Source organism: Mesorhizobium hawassense (assembly GCF_003289945.1).
In the GTDB taxonomy this organism is placed as follows: Bacteria; Pseudomonadota; Alphaproteobacteria; order Rhizobiales; family Rhizobiaceae; genus Mesorhizobium; species Mesorhizobium hawassense.
The window spans coordinates 46,118-59,496 of record NZ_QMBP01000029.1 but is presented as its reverse complement, the minus strand read 5'-3'; the positions used below and the strand labels follow the sequence as shown (position 1 = coordinate 59,496).

Genomic DNA, 13,379 nt, shown 5'->3' with positions numbered 1-13,379 from the left:
GTAAGTGCCCGGTGACGACCGCCTTCCGTGGCGGGGTTCGGATCGGATAGGGGTCGGGCTCTGGACGCTGAAGATAGTGTCCACGAGCGGGGCTTAATGGACACGATCGCGACGGACGGAGTGGCAGGCCAAGATTCTCGTGGCGAGACGGCGCGCGCCCGCCGGCGCAAGTCATACACCCTCGAAGAGAAGCAGCGGCTGGTGGCCGAGAGCTGTGAGCCTGGGGCGTCGGTGTCGCTGGTGGCGCGGCGGCACGACATCAATGCGAACCTGTTGTTCACGTGGCGCCGGCAGATGCGCCCGTCGGCGGCTTCGCCGCTGGAGTTGATCCCGGTCGAGGTCATCAGCAGCGTGCCGGCTGCTGCACCAACCGTGACGGGTGGGGCGGAACAGCGCGGTGTGATCGAGATCGTCCTGGTCAGCGGCGTGCGCGTGCGGGTGGATGCCGAGGTCAGCGAGGCAGCGCTGCGGCGGGTGCTTTCGGCTCTGAAGGCGGCGGCATGATCGCGCCGGGGTCAGGGGTGCGGGTCTATCTGGCGACGCAGCCCTGCGATATGCGCAAAGGGATGGATGGCTTGGCCGCCCAGGTCCAGAACGTGCTGGCCACCGATCCCTTCTCCGGGGCGCTGTTCGTGTTCCGGGGCAAGCGCGGCGACATGTTGAAGATCCTGGCCTGGGACGGAAGCGGGCTGTGCCTGTTCGCCAAGCGCTTGGAGCAAGGAAAGTTCGTCTGGCCGCCGATCGTGGCGGGTCGGCTTCAGCTGACAGCGGCCCAGTTGGCCTTGCTCGTTGAAGGGATCGACTGGCGGCGGACAGTTGCGCCGGAACCGGTCACGCGCCCGGAATCCATCTAAATAAGTTCCTGATTCCAAGGATTTATTCTCGCTCGCGAGTCATGACTTTGCTATAAGCCGGCATGTCTCTCGCCACTGCGGAATTGCCGTCGGATCCGGACGCGCTGCGCGCGTTCGCAGCGGCTTTGCAGGCCGAGCTCTACGCCAAGACGCTGCATATCGAGAAGCTGAAAGCCCAGTTGGCGACGCTGCGGCGCGCGCGCTTCGGCCAGTCGTCCGAGAAACTCGATCGCCAGATCGATCTTCTCGAGCTGATCATCGGCGATCTGGAGGAGGCCGAGGCCGCCAGCGAAGCCCGCCACGATGCGACTGCGGCGATGCCAGGCGCGATGCCGGCGCCGATAAGGCCCCAGCGCGTGGGCAATCGCCGGCCGCTGCCCGATCACCTGCCGCGCGAGGTCATCACCCACGCCGGGGTTTGCGCCTGCCCGGCCTGCGGTTCCGAGCGGCTGCGCAGGATCAGCGACGATGAACGCGAGGTGCTGGAATATGTGCCGTCACACTTCAAGGTCGTCGTGCATGTGCGGCCGAAACTGAGCTGCCGGGACTGCGAGGCCATCACCCAGCCGACGATGCCCAGCCTGCCGATCGAGCGCGGCAGACCCGGCCAAGGGCTGATCGCCCACGTGCTGGTCTCCAAATATTGCGACCACCTGCCTTTGAACCGACAGTCCGGCATCTACGCCCGCGAGGGCGTCGACCTGGATCGATCGACCCTGGCCGACTGGGTCGGGCGGGCCGCCTGGCTGGTGGCGCCGGTGGCCGAGCGCATCGGCGACTATGCTCGCGCCGGCCCGGCCATCCATGCCGACGACACGCCGATCCCGGTTCAGGATCCCGGACGCGGACGCACCAAAAGCGGCCGGCTATGGGTCGTTGTACGCGACGAAGGCACCTGGGGCTCGCCCAATCCGCCGGCGGCTTTCTATCGCTACTCACCTGACCGCAAGGGCGAGCACGCCCAAGTCCTGCTGGCGCCGGCATCCGGCTTCCTGCATGCCGATGCCTATGCCGGCTTCGACAAGCTCTACGAACCGGATCCAATCACCGGTCACCAGCGCCTGGAGCCAGTCGCCTGTTGGGCCCATGCCAGGCGCGAACTGTTCGACGAGCACGCTAAGACCAAATCGCCGATCGCGCGTCAGGCACTGGACAAGATCGGCGCGATCTTCACCGTCGAGCGCGACATCAACGGCCGGAGCGCCGAAGTTCGTCTGGCCGTACGCCAGGCTCAAAGCGTGCCACTGCTGGCCGACCTCAAGGATTACCTGGAGGCTAGCCTGGGCAGGATCAGCCGCAAAGGAGACCTCGCCAAAGCCATCCGCTACAGCCTCAATCGCTGGAAGGCGCTCTGCCGCTTCACCCAAGATGGCCGTCTCGAGATGACCAACAATGCCGCCGAACGGGCGATCCGCCCTCTGACGCTGCCCCCGATCCGACACCAGACTGGCGGCCTGACCGTGGCCGCGATCACCCGGGTCTACACCCTCCCGCTTGCCGCCGAAATGCTCGGCGAGGACGCCGAACTGCTGTGGGAGGTATATGTCGACATGGAACCGGAGGACGGTTGCCTCTGGGTCTGCGGGCCCGACGATCAACAGATCCCCGCCTTCACAGACTTCGGCCTCGAATGCCTGACAGACTTCATCCGCGAACACAAAGCCAATCGCGGCAGAGTCAAAATGATGGCCGGTAAGAGCCCCGGGTCATGACCGGGCGCTTACTGTTGACCCGCCCTCCGGGAGACTTCTTCGACAATCCGCAACATGGCCAAACGCGACGAGTCTCAAGAGCTCTTGAATTGACTTCTGTCATTCCTGTTCGTGGGCAGTGTAGACTTGGAACGGGGGGTCCCCCTTTCAAGGGTAAGGGAAGCAGCGCGACCGGTCATCTCCGCGAAAGGCGATTGTGAGAATTGAGATGCCGACACAACTGAGGTCGGACTATGCTGGATATTGTCGGCGGCGCGACGCCTGTCTCCTCGGCCTATTCCGGAATCTCGGCGGTGGTCTGTTTCGAAGGAGCGACTGCCCTGGCGTTGCGTAATCTGATTGCGCCTCCTGATGCCACCGACCATCGTTTAAGCACAGAGTACTGGTGCGATAAAGCGGGTCGGGCCAATGTCGAGTTCCCGAACATTGCCGGACCGAGAAACTTATTAGAAGCTGACAGTGCAGGACATGGCAGATTGAAAGATGTTGGCTCGTGCAAAAAGGGCGAAGTCAAAGGCTGTCTCCTGTCAGACCTGGATAACTCCAGGATCATCACTAGGCAGGGTGTGGTTCCTTTAAGAGTCGATAGAATTGCGCCCGGCTGATGCCGAGCATCTCGGCTGCACGTCGCTTGTTGCCTTCCGTCTGTTGGAGGGCGGCGCGAAGGGCTGCATGAGTTTCGGACCGCACCCGGCTCTTCAAGTCGATCCCCTCCTTCGCAGAGGTTGGCAGGGCGTCCAGGGATGGAATCGAGAGTTTGCCCGTTACGACCAGTCGCGTCAGGGCGTTCTCCAATTCCCGCACATTGCCTGGCCAATTATGAGCGACAAGCATCGCACGGTTTTCGTGTGTCAGTTCTGGCGCGAGCTTTAAGAGCCGGCTGGAGATACGTTCAAGGAGTAGTTCGGCAAATTGAGCCAGATTGTCTCTTTCTCTAAGGGCCGGTACCTCGATGGGCAGTACGTTCAGCCGATGATAGAGGTCTTGTCGAAAACGCCCTGCTCGCACCAGTTCAACGAGCGGGTGGTTGGTAGCGCAGATGATGCGCAGGTCAATGCTGACCGGGCTAGTGCCACCGACGCGGACGATCTCGCGGTTTTGTAGCACGCGCAGCAGACTGCCCTGCAGGGCAAGCGGCATATCCCCAATCTCATCAAGGAAAAGCACGCCGCCTGCCGCCAGCTCGAATTTGCCCGGCTTGCCGTGGCTGCGGGCGCCCGTGAACGCACCGCCCTCATATCCGAAAAGCTCGGCTTCGATCAGTTCGCTTGGGATAGATGCACAGTTGACCCACACGAAAGGGCCGCCACTGCGCTCCGACAACGAATGGATTGCCTGAGCGGCCAGTTCTTTGCCGGTGCCCGTCTCACCGCGAATCAGAATAGGCAGATCGTAGGCTGCCGCCAGTTTGAGGTCATCACGATGCGCTTCCATTAACGGACCGGTCCCGATGATATCATCTAGACCGAATCTCGACTGCCAGGCTTTCGGTTTTGACGGGATGGCGAGCTCCGCTTTTGAGATTCGGCTATAGGTCTTCTTCAAGGCGCCGTAGTCCGAGAACAGCGCCAGACCCACGGCGCCAATGATCCTCCCGTCCTTGCGCACAGGCACCTGTTTCGTCACGAGCTTGTGGCCACGCACTTCAAGCGGATAGCCGACATGAGTGCCGATACCGCGCGCTACGAAATGCAGCTTTGTTTGCGGCCCGACAACATCGGTTATGTGCCGCCCAAGAAACTCCTCAGCCTTGCCGCCAAGAATGCGGCAATAAGGTTCGTTGATCAGGACGACCGTTCCTTCCGTATCAACGGCGACGAGGCAGTCGGAAACGTGATCGAGGACAAGACGGAGAAATTCGGCTTCCTCAGAGGAGCCTGGAAGCCATTCCGGGAGTGGCATCTTAACCTGCCTGATTGTGGCTGAGCTATCACAGCTCGCATGATACAGGGTTTTGTCTCGGATGCGAGACAAGACATGTCGCCGAACCGAGACCCATCATCAAGAGAAATGCCGCCTTCGAGACTGTCAGGCGATTTGGGGGAGCCTGTTAACACCGTTACATTTCATAAGGTTAGAAGCCGCAGCAGTCGGTCGCACAAATCTGGCCCGCGCTTTGCGATGTTCCCTGACGTAAGAACCGAAAGGGAGGAACTACAATGCATATAGAAACAATAGAGATCGGCGAAGTAGTCGCTCGGGTATCGGGTGCGGGCACGCCGCTCGTCTTCGTGCACGGATTTACGACTACGGCTGAATTCTGGCGCGAGCAGATCGGGGCCTTTTCGTCCCGCTACAAAGTCGTCCGAATCAACTTGCCGGGACACGGCCTGTCGCCACGGCCTCCGGGGCGCAGCTACACGATCGAGGCTTTTGCAGATGACGTGCTGGAAGTCTTCCTCAGGCTCGACATTCGACAAGCGGTCCTTGTCGGCCTCTCGATGGGCGGAACCATCGCGCAAAGCTTTACGCTTGCGCACCCGGAGCGGGTCCAGGCGCTGGTGCTCGTCGGGGCGACGCCGCATGGGCTTGGAGAAGACGTCAACGTCGACAATGTCCTCAAGGCAATCGACGACCTGGGTGTCGTGCAAGCCAGCCAGAACGTCATCGAGCGGTCATTTGGTAGCGCGGCCAGCCAGGAACTCCTGGACTTTGCCAGACAGGAGGTCGCGCAGACACCCGACTTCGTGGCGCGCGAAGCGATCGCCTCGCTGAATGCGTCCGACACTCGCTCGCGCCTTGGTGACATCAGGGTGCCAACACTGGTGGTCGTCGGAAACGAGGATGTCATCACGCCGCCGGCGGAGTCGGTCATCCTGGCTGCGAGCATACCGGACAGCAGGCTGGAAGTGATAGAGGATGCGGGGCACTTCCCGATGCTCGAGCAGCCTCGGAAGTTCAACGAAGTGCTGACAGCTTTTCTCTGGGCTTGCGAAGAGAAGGTTTGTCCGACGAGCGGCCAAGGCCTCTCGCAACATTCGATCTAGGGGGAGAGCACGACATGTCTGTTCATGAGATTTCGTCTGGAACTATTGCGCACGCCCAAAGCCTCGATCGAAAGACCAAGCGGACGGTTTTCGCCGCGGCACTCGGGACCGTTTTTGAATGGTACGACTTCTTCATCTATGGGTCGCTTGCCGCCTTCTTCAGTACGCTGTTCTTCCCCAAGGGTAACGAAACCGCGGCACTTCTCGCAGCGCTCGCGACCTTTGGTGCCGGCTTTGTCCTTCGCCCCTTCGGCGCCGTCGTGTTCGGGCGGCTGGGTGACCTTGTCGGCCGAAAGAAGACTTTTCTCGTGACGATGCTGGTCATGGGCCTGGCAACGGCCGCCATCGGCCTTTTGCCGACATACCAGTCCATCGGTCGGGCAGCGCCTGCATTGCTGGTGGCATTGCGCCTCCTTCAGGGACTGGCTGTCGGCGGCGAGTTCGGCGGCGCTGTCACCTTCGTCGCAGAAAACTGCGATCACAATCGGCGCGGATTTACGACGAGTTGGATCCAGATCACGGCGACGCTTGGTCTGTTCGTGTCGCTGATCGCGATCGTTCTGTGCCGCTCCTCCATGTCACCGGAGGCATTCGCAAGCTGGGGCTGGCGCTTACCCTTCATCGGTTCGATTCTCCTTTTGATTCTCTCACTTTATATTCGCCTGAAGCTGCATGAGTCACCCGTGTTCCTGGACATGAAGGCGCAGGGCAAAGGCTCGACCAACCCGATAGCAGAGACCTTCGTCGACGGACGCAATCTGCGCCTCGTGCTGGTTGCGATCTTCGGTGTCGTCGCCGGTCAGGCGGTCATCTGGTATACGGGGCATTTCTATAGCCTCTACTTCATGACGACGACGCTAAAGATGACAAATGATCAGGCCAACTTCTATCTCCTTGTCGCGCTGACGCTCGGCACGCCCTTCTTCCTGTTCTTCGGCTGGCTTTCGGACCGGGTCGGGCGCAAGTGGATCGTCGTGACGGGCTGTGCGCTGTCGGCGTTGCTGATCATGCCGCTGTTCCAGGCGCTCGCGACCTATGGCAATCCTGCCCTAGCCGACTTCCGAGCAAGGACGTCGGTAACGCTTGTCGGAAACGACTGCGACCACGATCAATGGTTTATCGGGCAGTTATTCAGCCCACAGGCGACCACCAAGTGCCAGAAGGTCAAGTCGCTTCTGACCGCCCGTGCGGTTCCCTATGCGGTCAAGGTCGACGCGGAGCCGCTTCGGGTCCAGGTGAACCATAGCGAGATGAAGTCTTTTAACGAAGCCGAACTGCTCTCGGCTCTGACGGCAGCCGGAATGCCTGATCCGAATGCCCCCGTTCGGCCGAATGGACCGGTGGTGATCGCAATTCTGTTCTGCCTGGTCTTCCTCGCCACGATCGTTTACGGACCCCTCGGCGCGCTTCTGGTCGAGCTCTTTCCCGTCCGCATCCGCTATAGCGGTGTTTCGGTCGCCTTGCAGCTTGGCAACGGCTGGATCGGCGGCTTCGCCCCCTTCGTCGCGACGGCGGTAGTGATTAATACCGGCAACATCTTCGGCGGCCTTTGGTACACAGTGGCATTTGCCGGACTGACGGCGGTGATCGGAGTGTTTCTGCTGCCCGAGACACGCGGGCGCGATCTGAGCAGTTGATCCTTAGCTACTGTTTTGTATGCGATGCCACTTCAGGAGCCTGGGCATCTTGTTCGGGCTCCTTTTTAACCCAAAAAATGCGCTGAGGCGCGCAGCATGCTGCTCTGAGCAATGATCGACCAAGATGGATGGTTAATTCGTCGGCACATGTCTAAGCATTGAATACGCCAAACACCCCCTTCTCGAGATCAGCGATCAGCCCCGCTTCGGCTTTTGGTAGGTATTCTCGATAATCGCGGCAAAGAGCATATTGCAGTTCTCCGCGCGCGCTGATCTATGGTGACAGACGGGCTCGACATCCGGATCGAGGCAGTCTCTCGCAAGATCGAGAAGATCAGTCGGAAGGAGGAGAGCTGCGTGTCGCACTGTATTCATTGCTGAAACTCCGCTGTGAACGTTTCAATGACTTAGTCTAGCTGTATACTTAAATTGAGAATTTGCATTTAATTGAGATTCGCGCTTGGCTCTAGCGAGCGGGAAAAAGACGGGGGTCGAGGTGCACGAGCAAGTTTGGCTTTCTTGGTTTGCCTATGGGACCCTGGCTTTCTTCCATGCCAGCCGGCCGAAGTCTGGTCATAGAAGGGTGTTGCGCGTCCTTTTGGCGCGGGTTTCAAGATGGGGCGAGCCCTGCCTCGCGTCGCAAGTCGTCGGCTCTGTCAGTCATCTCCCAGGTGAACTCGGGCTCTTCGCGACCGAAATGACCATAAGTCGCAGTCTTGCGGTAAATCGGGCGTAAGAGATCAAGCATTTTGATAATGCCCTTCGGTTTGAGATCGAACAGCTCAGGAATGAGCTGCTCGATCCTTTTTTCCTCGACCCTTGCTGTCCCGAAAGTATTGACCATGACGGAAACCGGACTTGCCACCCCGATCGCGTAAGCAAGCTGCACCTCGCAGACGTCTGCGAGTCCACTAGCCACCACATTCTTCGCAACATAGCGGGCGGCATAGGCAGCCGAGCGGTCGACCTTGGATGGGTCCTTGCCAGAAAAGGCGCCGCCGCCGTGACGCCCCATTCCGCCATAGGAATCGACGATGATCTTGCGTCCGGTGAGGCCGCAGTCGCCGCGAGGCCCCCCGACCACGAACCGCCCTGTTGGGTTGACCAGAATTCTGACGTCTTTCGTTTCCAGGTCGGTCGGCAGGACCGGCTTGATTATTTCCTCAATGACGCCCTCGCGAACTGTCTCTTGCGAGACCTGCTCATTGTGTTGCGTCGACACCACGATGGTATCCAGGGCGACGGGGCACAAGCCCTCATAGCGCACGGAGACTTGGGATTTCATGTCGGGGCGCAACCAGGTGAGCTGTCCAGCCTTGCGGACATCTGCCTGTCTTTTCGTCAAACGGTGGGCGAGCTGGATGGGCAAAGGCATCAGAGTATCGGTCTCGCGGCATGCATAGCCGAACATGAGGCCTTGGTCTCCTGCTCCCTGTTCGGGATCTTGTCCCCGACCTTCGTCAACCCCTTGGCTAATGTCGGGTGACTGCTCGGTGAGGGCATGAATGACGGAGCAACGCCGGCCGTCAAAGCCAACCGCCTCATCGTCGTATCCAATATCAACAATCGTATCGCGGGCCACTTGGCCGTAGTCGACCGTCACATCGCTGGTAATCTCGCCAGCCAGAACGACGGTTCCTGTCTTCACCAAGGCTTCACATGTCTTCACCAGGGCTTCACAAGCGACGCGCGCCTTCGGGTCGAAGCGCAAGACTGCGTCGAGGATTGCGTCCGAGATATTGTCTGCGAGCTTATCCGGGTGTCCCGCGCCAACCGACTCGGAAGAGAAAACGAACTGTCTAGCCATGAAAGCCTCGCTTCGGTTTGTTGGGGTTTGCATGGGCATTTGGCTTAGCCCGTCTTGCCTGCGGGTGACGATTAGTTTGAGCGTCGTGCGCTCCTGTCGCTCTTGTCTCAGGAGCAGTTCGTGAACGCAGCTATCAACCGAGGCTAAGGAAAAGCGTCCGTAAGTGTCGGGCTGCGCGATGGCGCGCTCGTCAGAGTTGTCCATCATGGGCTCGCGCTCCAATTGGGTCGATCTATTTGACGATCAAGCAGGCTGTCCCCCTTCGGCTGCTCACTTTGTATCGCTTCGAGCCGTTGTAAGTCTCGTTCATGATGGCCATCGCAGAGGGGCAGGAGATCGACTAGCAATTGGACCAGGCCGCCGTCCTTATCTCCTGGTTTGAGCGGGCGGTGTTCTTCGCAGCAAAGAAAGTCGGCTCTGGCGAGTAGCCCGACGTGTCGCACAATGCGATCGCGACGCAGATCCAAAATGTCTGCCAGCTCGCAGACTGTTAGATCCGCATGCGCGCAGAGGCCCAGGATTCGAAGGCGATCAAAATGCGCTGCCGCCCGTAGACGACTGACCAGTGTCATCATTGTTCAGCATCAAACCATTTGGAAAGAAGTGAATCTTTGTACGGAATTTATCATTTGGCGCTCTCCGCAGATGTTGCAGCTTTCGAACCAATTATCTCGTTGCCTATATCGAACCAGGCGCTCGAAGCGTTAAAGTAGATACGTACTTATTTCAGCGAATGTATTGCTTCGAACCGATATGAGCAACCATTGCGAGAGACTCTTCTTGCTATTGCGTTTAGTCATAGATTCAGGACGGTTCGGCGGTCGCAGAATAGAAGTGCCGCGGTTCTGAACCCTCTGGCTGACCTGATATATTGAGATAAGCCTACCATTCACAGCGATTTCGGGTTGCTAAAAGTCTATGAATTTCTTTGAAGAAACTGTTGCAATTCCTGCCCGACGAGATGCCGGTCAAGGTGGGCCGAGCCGCACGGTTTCGAACCAATGGGGCAACATGGGACCCGAAGAATGCCGAAAACATCCTACGTCGAAGCGCACCGATCGTGGTACGGGCCTGCGGCATTTGGAGTTTGAAGACGTGCTCGACAAGTTCGAGGCCAGCAGTCGCAACAGCGCTGAGATGAACTCACAGGACGAAAGCGCTTGATAGTGGTGCCTTGGTTACGCTCCAGGCAGCGTGCCCGTCGACGCCACTTCGAAGACGTCAAGCAGAATTGCCGACCCGACGCCGCAATCGGTCAGGATGAGGCCGGCCATGAAAATGCGGTTGGCGCGTTCATAGACGTGGCGTCGCAGTGAACTCATGTCGAGCAACAGCGACAGCGCCCGCATCTGCGAGGCTATGCCGACCAGGATTGGGGCCACTGCGAACAGGTCGTAAAGTCGCCACGGAACCGGGTTTGCCGCCCAATGTGTGACGAAACCAAGCGAAAACGCCAGCAATATGCCGACGACGGTGATCGTGCCGTTGCGGAAGACGGTCTCGATCGGTTCTTCCTTGGGGTTGTGCTCTTCCAATTGTCTCTCTCTGCAGGTCTGCGCAGTCGTCGCACAGATATGAACTTGGTCCCTAGGTTCCTTCGAAGGTTGGAGTTTGCCGACTTCGGGCTGGCGGCGTCACGGGATGATACGTGAGTCCACCTCTTGAAACGGGAAATGAGCAAAACTAAGTCGGCATGTGCGCAATGCTGACGGAGGGTGCCAGTTCCGAGCGGGCCGCTATTGGCCCGCGGTGCAGAGGGGAACGACATGAGGTTCTGTCTGACAGTATCCTGGTCAGCGATATTGAGGCCGAGGAGAAACCCGCAGGCGGCATCATACAGGTGGGTCGATTGAAAGTTCTGGAGCGTGGCGATCTTTGTTCGGGACGGCCCGCACACTCGCTGTCAGCAAAGCAGCTCAAATGCGATTGCCGCCTTGCTCATATTCTGCGAGCCTCAGGGATCGCCGCCACTTTTGTATCGTCGAGGACAGCGATTGCGGTCGGCTCCACGACGCAGCGTCGTAAGGCGCTGGCGTGAAGAACATTTGGCATAGGCATCCTCACCCTGTCGACTGAGGTTTGGCGATGCACGATAATGCTCGGGGACTGCACGTCTAGCTCCCGCCGCTTATTGTGAGCCGAACCGAAAATCAATCGACGAACCAGAGCCACAAAAGCAATCAGCATCCAGATGCTTTCGTCATGAGGCACCGGCCGGCGAACAATGATCCTTCGAGGCGAAGCAGGGGCGACTATTGCGACCCGGGTTCTTTGAAATCTTTTCGAAGACAAGAAGCTTGGCCTGGAGCACGGCTTTCTCGATCGAATCCCCGGTCGCTAGATACGCCGCTATCGCGCTGGCCAGGATACAGCCAGTGCCGCGCATCGATCCGGCAAGCCTCGGCATGTCGAAGCGGATGGGTTCCCGGCCGCGGCTCAACAGGATATCTGTGGACCTCGGCCCTTCCGCGTGGCCGCCCTTGATGAGCAGCGCCTGCGGCCCTTCCGCAAGCAAACGCCTCTCCTGCCGCAGCGCGTCATCGTCGCCCGCGGCCAATTCCGAGCCGGTCAGCACCGCCAGTTCAAGAAGGTTGGGCGTGACCAGGCGGCAAAGCGGCATGAGATCACGCTTCATGACGTCGATCGCACCCGATTCCAGCAGCGGCCTGCCCGACGAGGAAGCCAGCACCGGATCGAGGATTGCCGGTATCCGCGCATTTTCGCGCAGCACGGCGGCGACAGCAGCGATGATCTGCGCAGTTGCGAGCATGCCGATTTTGATGGCCGCCACCGCGTTGGCCTGGAACGCCGCCCGCATTTGATCGGCCACCAGGCCGGGTTGCATGTGACGGATATCCCCGACTGCGTGGTGCGTCTGCACCGTTACCGCAGTGACAGCAACGCAAGTGCGCAGGCCGATTGAAGAGATCGTCTCGATATCGCGCGCAATTCCGGCACCCCCACTGGAGTCCGATCCGCCAACGACAAGCACATTCAGGTTTTGACTCAGCGCCATTCCTCCGTCTTTTCGATCCATTGCGCGGTGCGCGCATCGGGATCTGGGTTCAGCGTTATGTCCGTCACCACCGCCGCGCTGTCGGTCCGGCCTCGAAAACCCCATCAAGCCGCTCGGGATTGAGACCCCCAATGGCGACCAGCGGAATGGGTGCGACGGCGTTCTTCCAGGCGCGAACCCTTTCGAGCCCCTGCGGTGCCCATTTCATCTTCTTCAGGATGGTCGGATAGACGGGACCCAGCGCAACATAGTCGGGCTTGGCGGCCATGGCCATCTCCAGTTCGTCATGATCATGGGTGCTCAGCCCGAGCCTGATGCCGGCCGCCCGTATCTGAGGGAGGTTTGCGGTCCGCAGATCCTCCTGGCCGAGATGGACGAAGTCGCAGCCCTCCTCGATCGCGAGGCGCCAATGATCGTTGACGATAAGCTGGCAATGGTGTCGGGCGCACAGCGCTCTCGCCTTGCGGATTTCCGCGCGCAGCCCGTCCTCGTCCATATTCTTGATGCGGAGTTGCACCAGCCTGACGCCGAGCGGCACCAGCCGCTCGATCCAGGCGGTGCTGTCGACGATCAGGTAGAAGGGACCGAGCTTCATGAAAAAACCGCCCTGCCGATGGTAGGCGTCGATGGCACAGCGACGTCGCGCGGCTCGAGCAGTCCCGAACCATAGGCTTCGCGGCCAGCATCGACCGTCTTGCTGAAAGCACGCGCCATGCCGACCGGATCGGCCGCCTTGGCGACCGCCGTGTTCAGGAGCACGGCGTCAAAGCCGAGTTCCATGATGGTTGCCGCGTGCGACGGCCGTCCGAGCCCCGCATCGACGATCAAAGGGACGCCGGGGAAATGCCCGCGCAGCGAGCGCAGCGCCATGATGTTGACCGGTCCGAGCGCCGAACCGATCGGCGCGCACCACGGCATCAGGACCTTGCAGCCCGCATCGAGCAGCCGCTCGGCGACGACAAGGTCGTCGGTGGTATAGGGGAATACGTCGAAACCGTCGTCGCAAAGGATGCGTGCCGCCTCGACCTGGCCGAAAACGTCGGGCTGCAGCGTGTCGTGGTTACCGATCACCTCGAGCTTGATCCAGGACGTGTCGAAGACCTCGCGCGCCATCTTCGCGGTCGCCACGGCTTCCTTGACCGAATGGCAGCCGGCGGTGTTGGGCAGCACCCTCACACCGAGCGAGCGGATCAGCGACCAGAATTTCTCGCCGGCCCTGCCGCCGGCTATTTCCCGGCGCAGCGAGACGGTCACCACCGAGGTGCCCGACGCTTTGACAGCCTCGGCAAGGATCGCCGGCGAAGGATATTGGGCGGTGCCCAGCAGCAGGCGCGAGGCAAGCTTTGTCCCGAAAAGATCGAACATC

Annotated in this window: 12 protein-coding genes and 1 pseudogene; 7 read left to right on the top strand and 6 right to left on the bottom strand. The window is 60.0% G+C overall.

The annotated features are described in order from the left end of the window. The first annotated feature begins 96 nt into the window (after nt 1-96). The 4 genes from tnpA (at nt 97) to DPM33_RS36015 (ending at nt 3,171) form a co-directional block, all read left to right on the top strand. Entirely contained in the window at nt 97-504 is a 408-nt protein-coding gene (tnpA, locus tag DPM33_RS37565) for an IS66-like element accessory protein TnpA (RefSeq protein ID WP_281004850.1), read from the top strand. Beyond that, nucleotides 501-854: an IS66 family insertion sequence element accessory protein TnpB gene (tnpB, locus tag DPM33_RS33565; protein WP_112101645.1), complete on the top strand. Its 354-nt coding sequence runs from the start codon at nt 501-503 to the stop codon at nt 852-854. Before tnpA ends, tnpB begins: the two co-directional genes overlap by 4 nt. A gap of 62 nt (nt 855-916) precedes the next feature. Continuing rightward, nucleotides 917-2,566, top strand: coding sequence for an IS66 family transposase (tnpC, locus tag DPM33_RS33560; protein WP_112101644.1), 1,650 nt, complete (start codon nt 917-919; stop codon nt 2,564-2,566). Between the two features lie 233 nt (nt 2,567-2,799). Further along, complete coding sequence (locus tag DPM33_RS36015; RefSeq protein ID WP_146770375.1) at nt 2,800-3,171, top strand: hypothetical protein; 372 nt, start codon at nt 2,800-2,802, stop codon at nt 3,169-3,171. On the opposite strand, the gene DPM33_RS33555 is transcribed toward DPM33_RS36015, so the two are convergent. Further along, a complete protein-coding gene (locus tag DPM33_RS33555; protein ID WP_112101643.1) occupies nt 3,122-4,468 on the bottom strand; it encodes a sigma-54 interaction domain-containing protein in 1,347 nt (448 codons plus the stop codon). The two genes, DPM33_RS36015 and DPM33_RS33555, sit on opposite strands and share 50 nt — an antisense overlap. 257 nt (nt 4,469-4,725) lie before the next feature. Between DPM33_RS33555 and DPM33_RS33550 the strand changes: the two genes are divergently transcribed. Further along, nucleotides 4,726-5,553, top strand: a complete 828-nt coding sequence (locus DPM33_RS33550; protein WP_112101642.1) for an alpha/beta fold hydrolase — start codon at nt 4,726-4,728, stop codon at nt 5,551-5,553. A gap of 14 nt (nt 5,554-5,567) precedes the next feature. Beyond that, the gene (locus tag DPM33_RS33545) at nt 5,568-7,190 is read left to right on the top strand and encodes an MFS transporter (protein WP_112101641.1); all 1,623 of its coding nucleotides are present in this window, start codon (nt 5,568-5,570) and stop codon (nt 7,188-7,190) included. 610 nt (nt 7,191-7,800) lie between these two features. Here the strand turns inward: DPM33_RS33545 and metK are convergent. After that, nucleotides 7,801-8,997: a methionine adenosyltransferase gene (gene metK, locus DPM33_RS33540; protein WP_112101653.1), complete on the bottom strand. Its 1,197-nt coding sequence runs from the start codon at nt 8,995-8,997 to the stop codon at nt 7,801-7,803. A 918-nt stretch (nt 8,998-9,915) separates the two neighbouring features. On the opposite strand from metK, the gene DPM33_RS36010 reads away from it, so the two are divergent. Then, nucleotides 9,916-10,161 carry a hypothetical protein gene (locus tag DPM33_RS36010; RefSeq protein WP_146770374.1) on the top strand — a complete coding sequence of 82 codons (246 nt, stop codon included), beginning with the start codon at nt 9,916-9,918 and terminating at the stop codon, nt 10,159-10,161. A 14-nt stretch (nt 10,162-10,175) separates the two neighbouring features. On the opposite strand, the gene DPM33_RS33530 is transcribed toward DPM33_RS36010, so the two are convergent. The 4 genes and pseudogenes from DPM33_RS33530 to DPM33_RS33510 form a co-directional block, all read right to left on the bottom strand. Beyond that, nucleotides 10,176-10,532 carry a hypothetical protein gene (locus DPM33_RS33530; RefSeq protein WP_112101639.1) on the bottom strand — a complete coding sequence of 119 codons (357 nt, stop codon included), beginning with the start codon at nt 10,530-10,532 and terminating at the stop codon, nt 10,176-10,178. 665 nt (nt 10,533-11,197) lie between these two features. Beyond that, complete coding sequence (locus tag DPM33_RS33520) at nt 11,198-12,013, bottom strand: hydroxymethylpyrimidine/phosphomethylpyrimidine kinase (RefSeq protein ID WP_112101637.1); 816 nt, start codon at nt 12,011-12,013, stop codon at nt 11,198-11,200. Beyond that, nucleotides 12,004-12,608, bottom strand: a pseudogene (locus DPM33_RS33515) (thiamine phosphate synthase). The gene DPM33_RS33520 and the pseudogene DPM33_RS33515 overlap by 10 nt, the downstream one beginning before the upstream one ends. Beyond that, a complete protein-coding gene (locus tag DPM33_RS33510) occupies nt 12,605-13,378 on the bottom strand; it encodes a thiazole synthase (protein WP_112101636.1) in 774 nt (257 codons plus the stop codon). Before DPM33_RS33510 ends, DPM33_RS33515 begins: the two are co-directional and overlap by 4 nt. Between the last annotated feature and the right edge of the window lies 1 nt (nt 13,379).

What these genes read in the sequence shown, in the direction of transcription:
- DPM33_RS33550 (WP_112101642.1), top strand. Translation starts at nt 4,726, where the DNA reads ATGCATATAGAAACAATAGAGATCGGCGAAGTAGTCGCTCGGGTATCG.
- DPM33_RS33555 (WP_112101643.1), bottom strand. Translation starts at nt 4,468, where the DNA reads ATGCCACTCCCGGAATGGCTTCCAGGCTCCTCTGAGGAAGCCGAATTT.
- tnpA (WP_281004850.1), top strand. Translation starts at nt 97, where the DNA reads ATGGACACGATCGCGACGGACGGAGTGGCAGGCCAAGATTCTCGTGGC.
- DPM33_RS33510 (WP_112101636.1), bottom strand. Translation starts at nt 13,378, where the DNA reads ATGTTCGATCTTTTCGGGACAAAGCTTGCCTCGCGCCTGCTGCTGGGC.
- DPM33_RS33520 (WP_112101637.1), bottom strand. Translation starts at nt 12,013, where the DNA reads ATGGCGCTGAGTCAAAACCTGAATGTGCTTGTCGTTGGCGGATCGGAC.
- tnpB (WP_112101645.1), top strand. Translation starts at nt 501, where the DNA reads ATGATCGCGCCGGGGTCAGGGGTGCGGGTCTATCTGGCGACGCAGCCC.
- tnpC (WP_112101644.1), top strand. Translation starts at nt 917, where the DNA reads ATGTCTCTCGCCACTGCGGAATTGCCGTCGGATCCGGACGCGCTGCGC.
- DPM33_RS36010 (WP_146770374.1), top strand. Translation starts at nt 9,916, where the DNA reads ATGAATTTCTTTGAAGAAACTGTTGCAATTCCTGCCCGACGAGATGCC.
- DPM33_RS33545 (WP_112101641.1), top strand. Translation starts at nt 5,568, where the DNA reads ATGTCTGTTCATGAGATTTCGTCTGGAACTATTGCGCACGCCCAAAGC.
- DPM33_RS36015 (WP_146770375.1), top strand. Translation starts at nt 2,800, where the DNA reads ATGCTGGATATTGTCGGCGGCGCGACGCCTGTCTCCTCGGCCTATTCC.
- metK (WP_112101653.1), bottom strand. Translation starts at nt 8,997, where the DNA reads ATGGCTAGACAGTTCGTTTTCTCTTCCGAGTCGGTTGGCGCGGGACAC.